The 18,106-nt window shown below is 71.7% G+C and carries 14 protein-coding genes; 9 read left to right on the forward strand and 5 right to left on the reverse strand.

Annotated features, from left to right (window positions below):
* Nucleotides 1–85: 85 nt before the first annotated feature.
* Nucleotides 86–604 (forward strand): GNAT family N-acetyltransferase, encoded by a 519-nt coding sequence (locus tag J4573_RS38680; RefSeq protein ID WP_243774277.1) that lies wholly within the window; start codon nucleotides 86–88, stop codon nucleotides 602–604.
* 49 nt (nucleotides 605–653) lie between these two features.
* Here the strand turns inward: J4573_RS38680 and J4573_RS38685 are convergent, their stop codons facing one another.
* The 5 genes from J4573_RS38685 to J4573_RS38705 form a co-directional block, all read right to left on the reverse strand.
* A complete protein-coding gene (locus J4573_RS38685; protein ID WP_307797253.1) occupies nucleotides 654–1,532 on the reverse strand; it encodes an AraC family transcriptional regulator in 879 nt (292 codons plus the stop codon).
* Between the two features lie 30 nt (nucleotides 1,533–1,562).
* Nucleotides 1,563–2,384 carry an alpha/beta fold hydrolase gene (locus tag J4573_RS38690; RefSeq protein WP_243774278.1) on the reverse strand — a complete coding sequence of 274 codons (822 nt, stop codon included), beginning with the start codon at nucleotides 2,382–2,384 and terminating at the stop codon, nucleotides 1,563–1,565.
* Nucleotides 2,385–2,453: 69 nt separating this feature from the next.
* Nucleotides 2,454–3,083 carry a LysE family translocator gene (locus J4573_RS38695; RefSeq protein WP_208261104.1) on the reverse strand — a complete coding sequence of 210 codons (630 nt, stop codon included), beginning with the start codon at nucleotides 3,081–3,083 and terminating at the stop codon, nucleotides 2,454–2,456.
* 185 nt (nucleotides 3,084–3,268) lie between these two features.
* The gene (locus tag J4573_RS38700; protein WP_208261105.1) at nucleotides 3,269–4,936 is read right to left on the reverse strand and encodes an alpha/beta fold hydrolase; all 1,668 of its coding nucleotides are present in this window, start codon (nucleotides 4,934–4,936) and stop codon (nucleotides 3,269–3,271) included.
* Nucleotides 4,937–4,989: 53 nt separating this feature from the next.
* Nucleotides 4,990–5,856 carry a LysR family transcriptional regulator gene (locus tag J4573_RS38705; protein WP_208261106.1) on the reverse strand — a complete coding sequence of 289 codons (867 nt, stop codon included), beginning with the start codon at nucleotides 5,854–5,856 and terminating at the stop codon, nucleotides 4,990–4,992.
* Nucleotides 5,857–6,252: 396 nt separating this feature from the next.
* Here J4573_RS38705 and J4573_RS38710 point away from each other — a divergent pair, with 396 nt between their 5' ends.
* Genes J4573_RS38710 through cydC form a run of 8 tightly spaced genes read left to right on the forward strand, consistent with a single transcriptional unit; the run spans nucleotide 6,253 to nucleotide 18,056 of the window.
* Entirely contained in the window at nucleotides 6,253–7,905 is a 1,653-nt protein-coding gene (locus tag J4573_RS38710; protein WP_208261107.1) for a GMC oxidoreductase, read from the forward strand.
* Complete coding sequence (locus tag J4573_RS38715; protein WP_208261108.1) at nucleotides 7,902–9,209, forward strand: NAD(P)/FAD-dependent oxidoreductase; 1,308 nt, start codon at nucleotides 7,902–7,904, stop codon at nucleotides 9,207–9,209. Before J4573_RS38710 ends, J4573_RS38715 begins: the two co-directional genes overlap by 4 nt.
* 14 nt (nucleotides 9,210–9,223) lie before the next feature.
* A complete protein-coding gene (zwf, locus tag J4573_RS38720; RefSeq protein WP_208261109.1) occupies nucleotides 9,224–10,651 on the forward strand; it encodes a glucose-6-phosphate dehydrogenase in 1,428 nt (475 codons plus the stop codon).
* Nucleotides 10,648–12,243, forward strand: coding sequence for an MFS transporter (locus tag J4573_RS38725; protein WP_208261110.1), 1,596 nt, complete (start codon nucleotides 10,648–10,650; stop codon nucleotides 12,241–12,243). The genes zwf and J4573_RS38725 overlap by 4 nt, the downstream gene beginning before the upstream one ends.
* Nucleotides 12,240–13,625: a cytochrome ubiquinol oxidase subunit I gene (locus J4573_RS38730; RefSeq protein ID WP_208261111.1), complete on the forward strand. Its 1,386-nt coding sequence runs from the start codon at nucleotides 12,240–12,242 to the stop codon at nucleotides 13,623–13,625. The genes J4573_RS38725 and J4573_RS38730 overlap by 4 nt, the downstream gene beginning before the upstream one ends.
* A 33-nt stretch (nucleotides 13,626–13,658) precedes the next feature.
* Nucleotides 13,659–14,705, forward strand: a complete 1,047-nt coding sequence (cydB, locus tag J4573_RS38735; protein ID WP_208261112.1) for a cytochrome d ubiquinol oxidase subunit II — start codon at nucleotides 13,659–13,661, stop codon at nucleotides 14,703–14,705.
* Nucleotides 14,706–14,709: 4 nt separating this feature from the next.
* A complete protein-coding gene (gene cydD / locus J4573_RS38740) occupies nucleotides 14,710–16,377 on the forward strand; it encodes a thiol reductant ABC exporter subunit CydD (protein ID WP_208261113.1) in 1,668 nt (555 codons plus the stop codon).
* On the forward strand, nucleotides 16,374–18,056 hold the full coding sequence (cydC, locus tag J4573_RS38745; protein ID WP_208261114.1) for a thiol reductant ABC exporter subunit CydC: 1,683 nt from the start codon (nucleotides 16,374–16,376) through the stop codon (nucleotides 18,054–18,056). Before cydD ends, cydC begins: the two co-directional genes overlap by 4 nt.
* The last annotated feature ends 50 nt before the right edge of the window (nucleotides 18,057–18,106 follow it).

Genomic DNA, 18,106 nt, shown 5'->3' on the forward strand with positions numbered 1-18,106 from the left:
CTGGAGGCCAACTTCATCAACGGCATCAAGCACCTGTCCTACACGTACTGACAGCGGCTCCCACACGTACTGAAAGCGGCGCATCTTGCTACGACTCGAGCGATGGAGCGACGGAGACCTCGACCTTCTGCGGCAGAAGAACGCGCCGGAGATGAGGGAGCACCTGGGCGGCCCGGAGACCGAGGAGGCCGTGCTCAAGCGGCATCGGCGCTACCTGGAGGACGGCGATCCGCAGGTCGGGCTGATGTTCGCGATCGTGCTCGACACGGGGGAACGGGCCGGCACGATCGGCTACTGGGAACGCCCGTGGCGGGACGAGCTCGTCTACGAGACCGGGTGGGGCGTCCTGCCGGCGTACCAGGGGCGCGGCCTCGCCAGCGCCGCCGCGCAGGCGGTGATCGAGGTCGCGCGGGAGCAGCGGCGGCTGCGCTACCTGCACGCGTTCCCGTCGGTCGACCATCCCGCCTCGAACGCGGTCTGCAAGAAGGCGGGCTTCACGCTTCTGGGCGAGACGGATTTCGAGTATCCGCCGGGGACCCTCATGCGCAGCAACGACTGGCGTCTAGAACTGCACCCGACTTTCGGAGCGCGAAAGGCTACCTAGGTCGCTAGCGGTCACGGCTGAATCCGACAGGATTGTGGCCATGACCTGGCTACACCGCCGCGTCCGTGCTCAGGCGGCGCCCGGCGCCGGCGAGGCCTTCGCGCGGCCACGCGACGTCGTCGATCGCTAGCCACGGCGTGGCGGCCAGCGCCGTCGGCGTGAGCCCGGTGAACGTCTTGACCTCGCGGTGCAGGTGCGACTGGTCGACGTAGCCGCTCAAGATGGCGGCGCTCGCGGCGCTGTGCCCGCCCGCCAGGAGATGGGCGGCGTGGTCGAAGCGCACCAGCTGGGCGGCGCGCTTGGGCGTGATGCCGAGCTGGGAACGGAAGCGCGACCACAGCCGCTTGCGGCTCCAGCCGACCTCGTCCGCCATGCCCTCGACCCGTACCCGCCCGCGGCTGGCGAACGTCCGCCGCCACGTGTGCGCGACCTCCGGATCGACGTCCCGGCGACCACCCATCCGCGTGCCGAGGATCTCCGCCGCGATGGCGAACCGTTCATCCCAGGTAGCGGCGGCGCGCAGCCGGTCCTCGACCTGCCCGGCGTCGCGGCCCCAGACGTCCTCCAGCATCGCGATCTGCCCGCTGAGCTCGCTCGACGCACCGAACACCGCCGCCGCCACGACCGGCTGCAGCCGGATCTGGAGGTACGCGCCGACCCCTTGACCGGCGGCCCGGAGATCGCCGGGAAGGAGCCCGATGACGACACTCCCGCCTTCACGCCGACCCTGGGCGTCGTAGACGGCGCATTCCGCCTCGCCCAAGCCGATCAGCAGCGTCACGGAGGGGTGGGCGACCATGGCCATGTCGATCGACGCGGTGGCACGGTGCCGGAACCCGGCCATGCTGATTCCCGGCAGCCGATCCGCTGGGCGGGGGACCGCGACGTCCATCCACGCCCAGTCAGGTGGGTTCCCGGCGGGCAACACCCGTTCAGTCTACGAAGGGCCTCGTCCAGTCTACGGAGCGCCTCGTCGGCTCGCCGCGGTGAAGGCCAGCAGCAGGTCGCCGGTCTTCTCGGGCGCTTCGAGCATCGGCACGTGCCCGACGCCGGGCAGCATCTCCACCCGCGCGTTCGGCACCGCCTCGTAGCGGCGCGCGGACGCCGGGTCCCAGCGGGGATCGGCCGCCCCGAAGAGCACGAGCAGCCGCAGCTTGAGCGCGGCGAGACGATCGGGCAGGCTCCGCTCTTCGAGGTACGCGCCGTTCTCGCGCAGCACGGCCCGCACGCCCCGGTACGTGATGCCCTGGAGCCCGGCGACCATCTCGTCCGGGATCTCCACTGCGCGCTCGCAGGTCGCGCTGATCCCGCGGCGGATCATCGAGTCCGAACGGATCGACCACAGCAGCGGCCCCAGCGGCGGCGCCAGCAGGACCTTCAGCAGCAGCGGCTCCGGAAGCAACGCGTCCAGGCTCGGGCCACTGCTGATCAGCGCCATCGACGCCACCAGGTCAGGGCGCCCCTCGGCCAGCGCGGTCGCGACATAACCACCGCTGGAGTGCCCGACCACGCCCACCGGACCGGCGCCGAGGCCGTCCAGCAGGTCGGCCACCCGGCCGGCCTGGTCCGGCACGGCGTACGACGACGGCTCGGGCGACTTGCCGCAGCCCGGAAGGTCGACCCAGATGACGTGGTGATGCTCGGCGAGCGCCGGGACCACCGGGTTCCAGAAGGCCCCCGAGGCCCCCGATCCGTGGATGAGCAGCAGGGGCGGCGCCTGCCGTGACCCGGCACGGGCCACGTGCATCCCGTGCGACTGCTGGACGTCGTTCTCAGTCATGCCAGGAGCATGCACGGCCTGCCTCCCCTCGGTCTTGGACGAATGTTCCCGTCAGGCCCGATGGGCGGTTCAGCCCTGGTGGGCGGTCGCCAGCCGCACCGCGAAGGCCAGCAGCAGCGCCCCGGTCACCCGCTCGATACGGGCCTTGACCCGCGGGCGGCGCAGGAAGCGGCCGAGCCGGTCGATGGCCGAGATGTAGAGCCCGAACCACGCCACGTACAGCACCGCGAAGACGGCCGACAGCGACATCGCCTGCACCCACGCGGTCCGCGCGGGGTCGAGGAACTGCGGCAGGAACGTGACGAAGAACAGCGCGACCTTCGGGTTCAGCGCGTTCGACAGGAACCCCTGCCGCAGCGCGGCGGCCCGCCGCAGCACCGCGCGTTCGGCGGGCGCCTCCGCTCCGTCCCGCCCCTCGCGCCGCGAACGGGCCGCCGCGCGCAGCGCCTGCACGCCCATCCACACCAGGTAGACCGCGCCGACGATCTTCATGGCGGTGAACGCGTTGGCCGAGGCCAGGAGCACGGCAGACAGCCCGAAGGCCGCCGCCGTCGCGTGCACGGACAGGCCGAGCGCGCCGCCCAGCATGGTCATCAGCCCCGCCCGCCTGCCGCCCATCAGCGCGCTCTTGGTGATCAGCGCCTGGTCCGGCCCGGGGATCATGATCAGGACGAGCGAGGCGAGGATGAAGGTCATCATGGTCGGTCTCCGTTCCGTTCACATGTGGTGTCGTGAACGATGATGCGGACCCGCCAGCCTTCGGGTCTAGCGCACGTTTTCGCCGCTTTTTCGTCGAAGAAAACGAATGATCAAAACGGGGTGGGCCTCCGCGCGGTGCTGGTGTGCGCGGAGGCCCGGTCGGAGGGGCCGGTCGGAGGGGCCGGTCAGGCTTGGCCGGGGGCGGCGGGGCGCGTGCTGCGGGACTTGATCAGGGAACGGCCCAGGTCGGACGGCTTGGACGTCGAGGACTTCAGGGCATCGGCCGAGGTCGAGGTCGAGGTCGGGACGGGGACGCCTTGGCATTCGCCGTTGTCGGGCTTGCCGGAGGCGAAGTAGGCCGCGATCCTCGGGGCGCAGTCGGAGGGCATGCCGGCGACCGAGCCGTGGATGTCGTCATCGACGGTGAGCACCGAGCCACCGACGGCCGCCCGCATTTGCAGCGACCACGGATACGGGGAGGGGACCTCGTAGCGGTGCGCCGACATGACCAGCGGGGCGTCGCTGTGGCGGAGCCGTACGGGCTGGGCCGGGAGGGGCCAGCCCGCGCAGTCGTTGAGGGGCTGCCGGAGCTCGCCGGTGACGGGGTCGCGCTTCACGCCCTTCTGATACGCGGCCCAGAACGTGGCGAAGTCGCGCGGTCCGGTGTCCTCGTTGCAGAAGACCGCGTGGTTCATCGTCGGGTTGAACTGCTCCGGCAGGTCGGCCGGGGGCTCGCCGCCGTCGTCGGACCCGCCCGAGAAGACCTCCTTGACCAGCGGCGGGGCGGGCTCGCCGCTCTTGGCGGTCTGCAACTCCTTGAGCAGGCCGGCCGAGAGGGGCCAGTTGAGGCTGGGCTGGGCGGCGATCTGGGACATCAGGAAACCGTCGAAGGTCACGTCGGGAAGGTCGGAGAACGTCTTGGGATGCGCGACGAACTCCTGCTTCATCGCCGCGATCGAGGACTGGACCTCCCGTTGCGTGGAGCCGAAGCCGTAGGTGCCGTCGCGGGCGCCCATCCACGCGGCGAACCTGCCCCAGTCCAGGGTGGTCGCCCTGGAACGGCCGTCCTGGAAGGCGTCGAGGCGGAAGTCGGGGATCGCCGTGCTGTCCAGCCACATCAGCTGCACGCGGTTCGGATACAGGTTGCGGTAGAGCGCGCCCAGCCAGGTGCCCCACGAGATCCCGAGGAAGCTCAACTTCTTCTCGCCCAGCCCGGCACTCACCCGGTCCAGGTCACGGGCGACGTTGGCGGTCGTCAGCCGGCCGAGGAACGCCGGGTCGTAGTCGCCGCACGCCTTGTTCGTCTGGACCGTCCAGTCGTAGGCGGCCTTGGCGGCGGCCTCGGTGACCGGCGAGCCGAGTTCGGGGCCTCGGCCGGCCTTCGGGCAGTTCACCTTGGTGCTGTAGCCGACGCCGCGCGGGTCGAAGCCGATCAGGTCGTACCGCTGGTTGACCTTGGCGCCGGTGCCGTTCTCATGGTCCAGAACGAGCTGGATCGGCATCAGGTAGCCGCTGCCGCCGGGCCCGCCCGGGTTGACCGCCAGGCTGCCGAGCCGGTGCCCGCGGTCGGTGGCCTTCAGCCGGGTCACCGCGATGGTGATCTGCCGCCCGGACGGCTGCCGGTAGTCGAGGGGAACGCTCACCGTCCCGCATTCCATCCGGGCCAGCAGCTTTCTCAGCTCGGCTTGCTGTTCGGGAGGCGCGAGCCGCTTCAGCGTCTCGCCGGAGTAGTTCGGACAGGTGCGCCAGGCGACGCCCGAGGCCCGTTCCGCCGCTGCGGCGGGCACCATCGCGGTCGTGCCGGCGGCGGCCGCGACGGCCGCCAGCCCGGCGATCACTCGTGATCGAGTCATGCCGGCCATGCTCGCGAGCGCCGTGTTACGCGGGCATAACCACCGCGGGGCTTCTAGGTCCGGACGATGCTCAGGAAGGCGTCCAGGACGGGGGAGTGGTCGCCGTCGCCGTGGAACGAGAGGACGAGGGGCGGGAGGCTGATGCGGGGCTCGATGTCCAGGACGCGGACGTCGGGGCGGATCACGCGGCGGACGCAGACGGGGGCCAGGCCGATGCCGACGCCGCAGGCGGCGAGCCCGGCGATGGTGTGGACGTCGCGGGCGTAGATGATCCGGCCGGGTTGGAGGTTCGGGAGCGTCGTCGCCGAGACCGGCTCCTCTTCCGAGGGGGCGGTGATCAGGGTGAGGCCGCGCAGGCGTTCGCGGGCGAGGGCGCCGGTGCCCGCGAGCGGGTGATTGCGGGAGACCAGCGCGACCAGGTCGTCCTGGCCGACGATGATCGAGCGCAGTTGCTCGGCGCCCAGGCCCTGCGGCGCGCCCCTGGTGACGATGACGTCGAGCGCGCCCTTGGTGATCGCGGCGACGCACTCGGCGGTCGAACGTTCCTCCAGACGCAGCCGGACACGCGGCCGTTCGGCGCCGAAGCGCCCGAGCAGGGCCGGGAGCAGGTCGATCAGCGCCGACGCCACGAAACCGAGCCGCAGCTCGCCGGACTCGCCGCGCGCCGCCCGCCCGACGTCGCCCTGAACGGCGTCCAGCTCGGCGATGACCGTGCGGGCCCTGGCCAGCAGCGCCTCACCGGCCGCCGTGGGGAAGACGCCGCGGCCGGTACGCCGGAACAGCAGCGCCCCGACCTCCCGTTCCAGATCGGCGATCTGCTTCGACAGCGGCGGTTGCGCGATGCCCAGCGAGGCGGCCGCCCGGCCGAAATGGCCGTGCTCCGCGAGCGCCAGCGCGTACCGGAGATGCCTGGCTTCCATACCTCCAAGGTATGAGAACAGCCCCTGTGGAATCTCGGAGATATCAAGACTCGTCGGCTCTGCTGAACTTGAGCACATGACGGCCGATGCCGGAGTCGCGCAGGTGAACTGCAGGGGGGTGCGGCTCACGGCCGGCGTCACGGCGAGGTGGACGATCTCGAGGGGCTCGGGGGGTCCCTCCTGATCGTTCACCTCGTCGCCTGAACGCGGCACCTACCTGAGGGAGCTCGCCCGTCTCCTGGCCCGTCTAGGCCGGACCCCCGTCCGGGAGCCGGAAGCGGGACCGGAACCGGAAGCAGGTCGTAGGGGAGTCGCGTCACTCAGCGTGACCAAGGTCGCCGGATTCACCCGTGGAGGAGGATGCTCGGCCTTGCCTTCGCGCGGAGCGTGACCGGCATGCCAGAGAGCACTCACTACGACGTCATCGTCATCGGAAGCGGGGCGGGGGGTGGGACGCTCGTCCACCGGCTGGCACCATCCGGGCGGCGGGTGCTGCTACTGGAGCGGGGCGGATACCTGCCCCGCGAACGGGACAACTGGGATTCCACCGCGGTCTTCGTCCGCGGCGACTACCGGGCTCCCGAGTTCTGGTTCGACAAGCACGGCGACAGGTTCCCTCCCGAGGTGAACTACTACGTCGGCGGCAACACCAAGTTCTACGGCGCCGCGCTGTTCCGGCTGCGCCCGCAGGACTTCGGGGAGGTACGCCACCACGGCGGAGTGTCCCCGGCCTGGCCGCTGTCCTACGACGACCTGGAGCCGTACTACACCGAGGCGGAACGGCTCTATCTCGTCCACGGGCGGCGCGGCGAGGACCCGGCCGAGGGGCCGGCGAGCGCGGAGTACGCCCATCCGCCGGTACGGCACGAGCCCCGCATCCAGCAGCTCAGCGACGACCTGGAGAAACTCGGTCTCAGACCGTTCCACCTGCCCATCGGGGTCAACCTCGACCAGGACGCCGAGGGCAAGGCCGTCCACACCAGCGTGTGCATCCGGTGCGACCGGGTCGACGGTTTTCCCTGCCTGGTGAACGGCAAGTCCGACGCGCAGGTGATCTGCGTCGACCCGGCGCTCGCCCACGACAACGTCGAGCTCATCACCCACGCCCACGTTCAGCGGCTCGAGACCGACGGGACCGGCCGCACCGTCACCGGCGTGGTCACCACGCTCGGTGACGGATCGACGGCCACGTTCACCGCCGACATCGTCGTGGTGGCGTGCGGCGCGGTGAACTCCGCCGTGCTGCTGCTGCGTTCGGCGAACGACCGGCACCCGAACGGCCTGGCCAACGGCTCCGACGTGGTCGGCCGCCACTACATGCGCCACAACAACCTGGCGCTCATGGCGGTGTCCAGGCAGCCCAACCCGACCAGGTTCCAGAAGACCCTGGCCGTCCACGACTGGTACTTCGGCGCGGACGACTGGGACCACCCGCTCGGGGGGATCCAGATGCTGGGCAAGTCCGACGCCGAGCAGATCAAGGGCGAGGCGCCGCGCTGGGCGGGCGCGGGCCTGGCGCCGAAGATGCCGTTCGAGACGATGGCGCACCACGCCGTCGACTTCTGGCTGTGCGCCGAGGACCTCCCCGACCCCGCCAACCGCGTCACCCTCGACGGGGACGGCGGCATCCACCTGACGCTGGACGAGAAGAACAACATCGAGCCGCTGAACCGGCTGCGGCACAAGCTGCAGGGCATGCTCGACCACCTCGGCATGCACCCGCACCTGCTCGACCACAGCCTCTACCTGCACAAGATGATGCCGATCGGGGCCACCGCGCACCAGGCCGGGACGGTCAGGTTCGGCACCGACCCGGCGACGTCGGCGCTGGACACCGACTGCAAGGCGCATGAGCTCGACAACCTGTACGTGGTCGACACCAGCTTCTTCCCGAGCGTCGGTGCGGTGAACCCGTCGCTGACCGCCATCGCCAACGCGCTGCGCGTCGGCGACCACATCATCGAACGCCTCGGCGGGCCGCTCGGCGGGCACCTCGAAGAAGGACGCCTCGGCGGACGGTTGAGCGGAGGGCCCGGAGGGGCGCCATGACCGCCCACGTCGTGGTCGTCGGCGGCGGGTTCGCCGGGGTGGCGTGCGCGCGGCGGCTGGCGCGGGACGGGAACGACGACGTCCGCGTCACGCTCATCGACAAGAACGGCTACCACCAGTTCCAGCCGCTGCTCTACCAGGTGGCAACGGCGGAGCTGGCACGCCGCGACATGTCCTTCGACCTGGCGGCGATCTTCGATGGCGACGACGCCGTGCAGGTGCGCACCGGCGAGGTGACCGATGTCGACCTGGAGACCCGGACGGTCACGCTCGCGGGCGGCGGCACGGTCACCGGCGACGTGCTCGTCATGGCGGCGGGCGCGGCACCGAACTTCTTCCATACGCCCGGCGCGGCCGAGCACGCCTACCCGCTCTACAGCGTCGACAACGCCGAACGGATCCGCGAGACGGTTCTGCGGCTCTTCGCGGAGGCCGCGGCCAAGCCGGAGCTGATCGCCGAGGGAGCCCTCACCTTCGTCGTCGTCGGCGCGGGCCCCACCGGGGTCGAGACGGCGGGCGCGCTCGCCGAACTGGTGCACGACGTCATGCCGCACGTGCACGACACCCTGGTGGCCGGCGCGGCGAAGGTGATCCTCGTCGACCTGGGGCACACCGTGCTCCCCGCGTTCTCCGACGAGGCGCACGACTACGCGGCCAAGCAGCTGCGGCATCGCGGCGTGGAGCTGCGGCTGGGACAGGCCGTGAGGGAGATCGGCCCGGGCCACGTCACGCTCGGCGACGGAACGACGATCAAGACGCAGCTCGTGGTGTGGGGCGGCGGGATCAGCGCGGCGCCGCTCGCCGCGCGGTGCGGCGGGCTCACCCGCGGCCGCGGCGGGCGCATCGACGTGGCGGCCGACCTGACCGTCTCGGGATTCCCCGGCGTGTACGCGGTGGGCGACGTCGCCAACATCCCGTTCGGCGACGAACCCGCCCTGCCGCAGCTCGGCAGCGTGGCCGCGCAGAGCGGCGCGTGGGCGGCGCGCAACATCCTCGCGGACCTGCGCGGCGGGCAGGGCGGCGGGCAACGCGAGTCGTTCCACTACCGGGACAAGGGGATCATGGCGATGATCGGCCGCCGCGCCGCGGTCGCCGAGATCGGCCCGCACCGGCACGAGCTGCACGGCCGGATGGCGTTCGCCGCCTGGCTCGGCGTGCACGCGCAGCTGCTCGCGAACGCGCGCGCCGAGGTAGGCGCCCTGGACGCCTGGGCCGAGGACTTCTACCTGCGCCCGCACCACCGGTCCGCCCACCTGCTCGACCCGGAGGCGGCCGGCACACCGCGCATCAACTGGAACGGCTGACGGAGGGGCTGACCATGCCGACCTCACAGACCGACCCGCGCCCGGCCGACGTGCTCGTGGTGTTCGGGATCACCGGCGACCTCGCCCGCGTGATGACGTTCCGCTCGCTCTACCGGCTGGAGCGGCGCGGGCTACTGGCCTGCCCGATCGTGGGGGTCGCGGTCGACGACTGGAGCGACGAGCGGCTGCGCGAGCACGCCCGCACCGTGATCGAGGAGACCGGCGAGCAGGTGGACAAGGCGGTGTTCGACCGGTTCGCCGCGAGGCTGTCGTACGTGGCGGGCGACTTCTCCGACGCCGCCACCTACCGGCGGGTCGGCGCGGCGATCAGGGACGCCGGGATCACCGATCCGGTCGCGCCCGTCTTCTACCTGGAGATCCCGCCGTTCCTCTTCGGCACGGTGGTGGAGGGGCTGGCCAAGGCAGGGCTCACCAGGAACGCCCGGGTGATCGTGGAGAAGCCGTTCGGCCACGACATGGCCTCGGCCCGCGCGCTGGCCGCCGAGCTGCACGAGCACATCGACGAGTCGCAGCTGTACCGGATCGACCACTTCCTCGGGAAGATGGGCCTGGAGGAGCTGCTCTACCTGCGGTTCGCCAACACGATGCTGGAACCGCTGTGGAACCGGAACTACGTCGACTGTGTCCAGATCACGATGGCCGAGAGCTTCGGCATCGCCGACCGCGGGCACTTCTACGACCCGGTCGGAGCGCTGCGCGACGTCGTCGTCAACCACCTGATGCAGGTGCTGTCGGCCGGGGCGATGGAGCCGCCCGCCGGGCGCGACCCGACCGCGATCAAGGACGCGCAGATCGCGCTGTGGCGGGCGGTGGTCGACGCGGACCCGGTCTCCTACATCCGGGGCCAGCACGACGGTTACCTGGACGTCGCGGGCGTGGCCCCCGGCTCGACCACCGAGACGTACGCGGCGCTGCGCCTGGAGATCGACAACTGGCGCTGGTCGGGCGTGCCGTTCTACATCCGCACCGGCAAGCTGCTGCCCGACACCCAGACCGAGTTCCGGATGGTGTTCCGCCGGGCGCCGAGCCTGGGCTTCCACTTCCGGAGTGAACGGCCGGCCGTGCCGAACCAGCTCGTGATCAAGCTCGATCCGTCCACCGGCATCCGCTTCGAGCTCGACGCCCGGCGGGCGGACGCGCCCGAGCCCGAGCAGATCACGCTCGCCATGGAGTTCTCGCAGGAGGGCGGGGAGGCGCCCACGCCGTACGAGACGCTGCTGTGGGCGGCGATGGCGGGCCGCAGCATCCGCTTCACCCGGCAGGACGGCGTGGAGGAGACCTGGCGGATCATGCAGCCGCTGCTCGACGCGCCGCCGCCGGTCCATCCGTACGCGCCCGGATCGTGGGGCCCGGACGCGGCCGCCGCGCTGGTCGCCGAGCACGGCGGCTGGCACGGATCCTCCTCACCCGGTGAGCCATGACGGAGAAGCAGACGCCGGCGGCGGGCGCGCCGAGCCCGCCCTCGGCCGTTCCGCGGCGCGCGGGCCTGGTCCTGACGTCGCTCATCCTGGTCGCGGCGGTCGCCAACCTGAACCTCGCCGTCGCCAACGTCGCGCTGCCCGACATCGGGAAGGCGTTCGACTCCTCGCAGACGACCCTCGACCTGGTGGCCGTCGGCTACTCGCTGGGACTGGCCTGTTCGGTCCTCTACCTGGGCGCGGTCGGCGACCGCTACGGCCGCAAGCTGATGCTCGTCCTCGGCGTCTCGCTGTCGATCCCGGTCTGCGTGCTCGCCGCGTACGCCCCGTCGGACGAGGTGCTGTTCGCCGCCCGGTTCCTCGGCGGCCTCGCGGCGGGCATGGCCTACCCGACGACGCTCGCGCTGATCACGGCGCTGTGGTCGGGCCCGGGCCGGACCCGGTGCATCGCGCTGTGGTCGGGCGTCGGCGGCGCGATCGCCGCGCTCGGGCCGCTGATCTCCGGCGGGCTGCTGCAGCACTTCTGGTGGGGCTCGGTCTTCCTGGTCACGCTGCCGCTCGCGCTGGTGGCCCTGGTGATGTCGGTGCTGTACGTGCCGAGTCACGTGAACGAGACGACCGGCTCGGTGGACCACCTCGGCGGCGGCCTGTCGGTCCTGCTCGTGGCCGGGGTGGTGCTGTGCATCAACTTCGCGGCCGTGCCGGGCAAGCTGACCCTCGTCCTGTCGCTGGCGGTGATCGCGATCGCGGCCGGTGCCGCCTTCGTCGTCCGGCAGCGCCGCGCCGCCGAGCCGCTGTACGACCTGCGGGTGGCCGGGCGGCGCGTCTTCTGGGTGGCCGCCTGCGCGGGCATCATCGTGTTCGGCTCGCTCATGGCCGCGATGTTCGTGGGGCAGCAGTTCCTGCAGAACGTGCTCGGCTACTCGACGTTCGAGGCCGGGCTGGCGATCCTGCCGGGCGCCGCGCTGATGGTGCTGGTCGCGCCCAGTTCCGCCAAGCTCGTGGACGTCCACGGCGCCCGGGCGACGCTGCTGGTCGGGTACGGCTTCTGCCTGCTCGGCTTCGTCGCGATGCTCCTGCTGTGGAAGGAGGGCATCGCGTACTGGAAGGTCGGCCTCGGCTACGCGCTGATCGGCGCGGGCGTGGGCTTCGCGGGCACCCCGGCCTCGCACTCGCTGACCGGCTCGGTGCCGGTGAAGCGTGCTGGCATGGCGTCCGGGACGGCCGACCTGCAACGCGACCTCGGCGGCGCGATCATGCAGTCGATCCTCGGCGCCATGCTCACCGCCGGTTACACCTCGGCCATGGCGAGCGCTGTGGCCGCCTCACCCGACAAGCAGCAGGTCACCGACGACGTGCAGGCCCAGCTGGAGAAGTCCTTCACCGGAGCCGACCAGGTCGCCGCGCGCTACCCGCAGTACGCCGGTCAGATCACCGCCGCGGCCAAGAAGTCGTTCGAGGACGGCGACCAGTGGGCCTACCTGGCCGGGATCGTCGCGATCCTGCTCGGCGCCGTGCTGGTCTTCTTCCTGTTCCCGCGCAAGGCGGAGGAGGACGAACTGCTCGCCCGCTACCACGCCGAGGACACCGCATGACCGAACTCGACCTGGCGCGCCTCCAGTTCGCCACCACGACCATCTACCACTTCCTGTTCGTCCCGCTGACGATCGGGCTCGCGTTCCTGGTGGCGCTGCTGCAGACCGCGTGGACCCGGCGCGGCGACGAGGTCTACCTGCGGCTGACCAAGTTCTTCGGCACGCTGCTGGTCATCAACATCGCCATCGGCGTCGTCACCGGGCTGGTGCAGGAGTTTCAGTTCGGGATGAACTGGTCGGCCTACTCGCGGTACGTCGGCGACGTGTTCGGCGCGCCGCTGGCGATCGAAGGCCTCGCGGCCTTCTTCCTGGAGTCGACGTTCCTCGGCCTGTGGGTCTTCGGCTGGGGACGGCTGTCCAAGCGCGTGCACCTGCTGACCATCTGGGCGGTCGCGATCGGCACCGTGCTGTCGGCGGCGTTCATCATGGCCGCCAACTCCTGGATGCAGCATCCCGTCGGCTACACCCAGCGGAACGGCAGGGCGCAGCTCTCCGACTTCTGCGCGGTGATGTCGAACCCGGTGTTCGGCTGGGGGTTCGTGCACGTGCTGCTCGCCTCGCTGATCACGGGCGGGGCGGTGATGCTCGCGGTGTCGGCCTGGCATCTGAAGCGCGACTCGCACACCGAGGTCTTCCACAGGACGGCCAAGCTGTCGATCATCGTGCTGCTGCCGGCGACGCTGCTCGCCATGATGGTCGGCAGCCAGCTCGGCGTGATCGAGGACCGGTACCAGCCGATGAAGATCGCCGCCGCGGAGGCGCAGTGGGAGACCTGCCAGCCCTGCTCGTTCTCGGCGTTCCAGATCGGTGGGGGCACCCGCGACGAGAACCCGAACAAGGTCATCGCCGTTCCGCACCTCCTGTCGGTGCTCGCGACCGGCACGTGGAACGGCAAGGTCCAGGGGCTCAACCAGGTCAACGCCCAGTACCAGCAGCAGTACGGCCCCGGCGACTACGTGCCCAACGTCTTCATCCAGTACTGGTCGATGCGCGTCATGGCCTACCTGGCGACGCTGGTGCTCCTGCAGTCGCTGTGGGGCGTCTGGCTGCTCTGGCGCGGCAGGCTGCGGTCCGCCAAGTGGTTCCTGCGGATCGCGGTCTGGACGGTCGTGCTGCCGTTCGCCATGAACACCGCGGGCTGGCTCCTCACCGAGAACGGCCGCCAGCCGTGGATCGTGCAGGGACTCCAGCTGACCAAGGCCGGGGTGTCGCCGTCGGTCGGCGCGGCGACCGTGGCGACCAGCCTCGGCGTGTTCGTGGTGCTGTACGCCGTGCTCGGCGTCGTCGACGGGGCCCTCATGGTCCGCTACGCGCGGATCGAGCCGGCCCCCGCGCCGCCGGTCGGCGAGGACGGGCGGGAGACCCCCGCGATGACGTACTAGGCGCCGTGTAAGGCGCCGCGCTGGGAGCTGGCGATGGGGTTGGCGGACTTCTGGTTCTTCGTGATCGCCGTGCTGTGGACGGGGTTCTTCGTCCTGGAGGGCTTCGACTTCGGCGTCGGGATGCTGTTCGGCGTGGTCGGGCGGACCGACGCCGAACGTCGGGTCGCGATCAACAGCATCGGGCCCGTGTGGGACGGGAACGAGGTGTGGCTGATCGTCGCGGGCGCCGGGATGTTCTCCGCGTTCCCCGGCTGGTACGCGACCATGTTCTCCGCGTTCTACCTGCCGCTGGTGCTGCTGCTGGTCGCGCTCATCGTGCGCGGCCTGTCGTTCGAATACCGGGGCAAGCACGGCGGGGCGCGGTGGCGCCGCGTCTGGGACTGGCTGAGGGTAGGCGGCAGCCTGCTCGCTCCGCTGCTGATCGGGGTGGCGCTCGGCGGCCTGCCGTCGGGCGTCCCGATCGGCTCCGACCATGAGTACGCGGGGAACTTCGCCGACCTGCTCACCCCCTACGGCCTGTACGTGGGGTGCCTGCTCGTGCTGCTGTGCGCGCTGCACGGTGCCGTCTTCCTCACGATGAAGACGGACGGGGAGGTGCGTCGGCGGTCGGAGGAGCTGGCTCGCAGGCTCGCGCCCATCGGCGCGCTCGCCATGCTGGCCTTCGTGATCTGGACGCTGGCCGCGATGGACAACCGGGTCATCGCCGTGGTGATCGAGGTCGCGGCGGTGCTCGCGGCGGGCGGCGTCCTGTGGTTCGTACGCGCCGGAAGCTCCGGCCGCGCGTTCGCCCTGACCGCGGTGACGCTGGCCGGGGTCGTACTGACGATCTTCATCGACCTCTACCCGCACGTCATGGTGTCGAGCACGAACTCCGCCTACGACCTCACCGTGGGCAACACCTCGTCGGCGTCGTACGCGCTGACGGTCATGACGATCGTGCTCGCGGTCCTGCTGCCGGTGGTGCTGGTGTACCAGGGGTGGAGCTATTACGTGTTCCGCAGCCGGATCACGGTCGACGACCTGGAGCAACAGGAGGCGGAGCAGGACGCACCGCAGGTCGAGACTCCGACCGGCGACTGACGCCGTGCGTTCGCTGGATCGGCGGCTGCTGCGGCGGGCGCGCGGAGCCTTCGTCGCCCTCGGGGCGGACGTCGCGTTCGGCGTGCTCGCCGCCCTGGCCGTGCTCGCGCAGGCCGTGCTCATCGCGACGATCGTGGCCGACGCCTTCGCAGGACGCTCACCTGGCGGTGCGCTGCTCCTCCTGCTGGTGGTGGTCGTGGCGGGCCGTTCTGGGCTTTCGACGGCGATCGAGGCGGTGGGGCGCCGGGCGGCGGGGCGGGTCATGTCGGACCTGCGGATGGATCTGATTCGCCGGCGGCTGCGCGCGCCGGACATGGCGGCGCCGGCGGATGAGGCGGGCGAGGAGGGCGAGGCGGGCGAGGTGGCTACGGCGGCCGTGCAGGGCGTCGATGCCCTTGAGAGCTACTTCGCCCGCTACCTGCCGCAGCTGGCGCTGGCCGTGCTCGTCCCGGTGACCGTCCTGACGTGCACGGCCCTCGTCGATCCCGTGTCGGCCGTGATCATGCTGGTGACGCTGCCGCTGATCCCGATCTTCATGGTGCTGATCGGCCAGGTCACCGAGGCGCGCACGCGAGAGCGATGGCAGGCGCTGGCACGCCTGTCCAACCATTTCCTGGACGTGGTGCGGGGACTGCCGACGCTGCGCGCCTGGGGGCGCGGCGCGGCACAGGCCGAACGGATCGCCGCGACGAGCGAGGAGTACCGCGCCACCACGATGCGGGTGCTGCGGCTGTCGTTCCTGTCCGGCGCCGTCCTCGACTTCCTGGCCACCATCGCGACGGCGCTGGTCGCCGTCTCGCTCGGCATCCGGCTGGTCGACGGCACCGTGACCCTGCGTGCGGCGCTGATCGTTCTGCTGCTCACCCCGGAGCTGTACGCGCCGCTGCGGGCGCTGGCGGCGCAGTACCACGCCGCCGCCGACGGACTGGCCGCCGCGCAGCGGATCATCGACCTGATCGATGCCGACCCGGCCCGCCCGGAGGCCGGGCGGCTGCCCTGCCCGCCCTGCCTACCGTGGCGGGCCGTACGCCTGAACGGGGTGACGGTGCGCCATCGATCAAGGCCCGTCCTCGACCGGCTCGACCTGGAGATCGGACGCGGCGAGATCGTGGCGCTCGTCGGCCCCAGCGGCGCGGGCAAGAGCACCGTCGCGGCACTGCTCCTCGGCCTCCGCCGCCCCGACGCGGGCACCATCACCGTCGACTCCCGCACGCTCGACTCCCTGGACCCGGCCGCGTGGCGGCGGCAGATCGGATGGCTCCCGCAACGCCCGACCCTGTTCCGGGGCACCGTCCACGACAACATCACGATGGGCGCCCGGGTCCAGGTCGAGGCGGCGGCCGCGCTGACCGGAGCGGACGACTTCGTCCGCGACCTGCGGCACGGCTACGACACGGTCGTCGGGCCGGGCGGGCGCGGCCTGTCGGCGGGGGAGACGCGGCGGATCGCCCTGGCCCGCGCCCTGGCCAGGCAGGACACGAGGCTGCTGATCCTCGACGAGCCGACCGCCCACCTGGACTCCGGCGCCGCGCGCCGCGTGCTCGAAGCGATCAAGCAGGCCGCCCCCGGACGGGCCGTGCTGCTGATCGAGCACCATCCGGACGCCGCCGCGATCGCCGACCGGATCGTCCGCGTCGAGAACGGGAAGAACGGGAAGCCGGTGCCGACGTGAGGACGCTGCGCGCGCTCTTCCGGCTGATCCGGCCGCCGCTCGGCAGGACCGCCCTGTCGACCGTGCTGGGATCGCTGACCGTGCTGACCGGGATCGGGCTGATGACCACGGCCGGATACCTGATCTCGCGGGCCGCCGAACACCCGCCGATCCTCTCCCTGACGGTGGCCATCGTCGCGGTGCGCGCGTTCGGGATCAGCCGTCCCGTCGTGCGCTATCTCGAACGGCTGTCGTCGCACGACCTGGCCTTCCGGGTGCTCGCGCGGATCCGGGTGGCCTTCTACCGGAGGCTGGAGCCGCTGGTCCCGGCCCGGGCGGGGGAGTACCGGCACGGCGACCTGCTCGCCCGGATGGTCGGCGACGTCGATGCGATGCGCGATCTGCTGCTCCGGGGGATCTCACCCGTGCTGGTATGGGCGGTGACCGGTACGGCGGCGGTCGCGTTCGCGGCGTTCCTGCTGCCCGCCGCCGGGCTGGTCCTGGCGATCGGGCTTCTCGTCGCGGGACTGGGTGTGCCCGCGTTCGCGGCGATCGCCGGACGGCACACGGGCGACCGCCAGGTCCGGGCTCGTGCCGAGCTCACGGCGGAGCTGGTCGACGCGCTGCGCGGCGCTCCCGAACTGGTCGTGTACGGCGCGGACGAGGCGGCTCTCGGCAGGATCCGGCGGCTCGACGCGGATCTGGTCGCGCTCGCGCGCCGGGACGCCCGCGTGGCCGGCCTGGTCGAGGGCCTGGGCACGCTGGTGGCCGGGCTGACGGTGGCGCGCGTGCTCGCGGTCTCGGCGTCCGCGAGCACAGCGGGTCACCTGGACCGCGTGCTGGTCGCGGCGCTGGCGCTCCTGGCCATGGCCTCGTTCGAGGCGGCGGCACCGCTGCCCGCCGCCGCCCTCACCCTCGACGCGACGCTCGCCGCCGGGCGCCGCCTCCTGGCCATCATGGAACGCCGCCCCGCGGTCGCCGATCCGGACACGCCCGTCGCCGTCCCGGCCGGAGACCGGACCGTCGCGCTCGATCACGTGACGACGACGGCGGCCGAGCCCGACGACGAATGGGGCCTGCACGACATCGGACTCCGGCTGCCACAGGGGCAGCGGATGGCGCTTGTCGGGCACTCGGGCGCGGGCAAGAGCACGGTCGCCGCCCTGCTGGTGCGGTTCATCGACCCCGACCCCGACGCCGGACGGGTGACCCTTGGCGGCACCGACCTGCGCGCACTCCGGCAGCAGGACGTACGCGCGTCGATCTCGCTCGACGACCAGGACGCCTACCTGTTCGCCACCACCATCAAGGAGAACGTCCGGCTGGCCCGGCCCGACGCCGACGACGAGGCGATCCGGGACGCGCTGCGGCGCGCCCGCGTCTGGGACTGGGTGGCGTCGCTGCCGGACGGCTGGGACACCCTCGTCGGAGAGGATGGCACGCGCGTGTCCGGCGGCGAGCGGCGCCGCATCGCGCTGGCCCGCGCCTTCCTGGCCGACGCCCCGGTCCTGGTGCTGGACGAGCCCACCGCCCACCTGGACGCCCGTACCGCCGACGCGATCGTCGCCGACGTGCTGGCCTCCGCCTCCGGTGAGGCCCGTTCCGTCCTGCTGATCACTCACCGCGTGGTGGACGCCGGCGAGGTTGACGCGATCGTGCGCCTGCACCGTGGCCGTGTGGCGGACCGGCGTTCCACCTAGGCACTGGGCCGAACGGCACCCGCGCAGGCATCATGGCGGTGGCCGTTCAG

The organism is Actinomadura barringtoniae, assembly GCF_017573505.1.
GTDB lineage: Bacteria > Actinomycetota > Actinomycetes > Streptosporangiales > Streptosporangiaceae > Spirillospora > Spirillospora barringtoniae.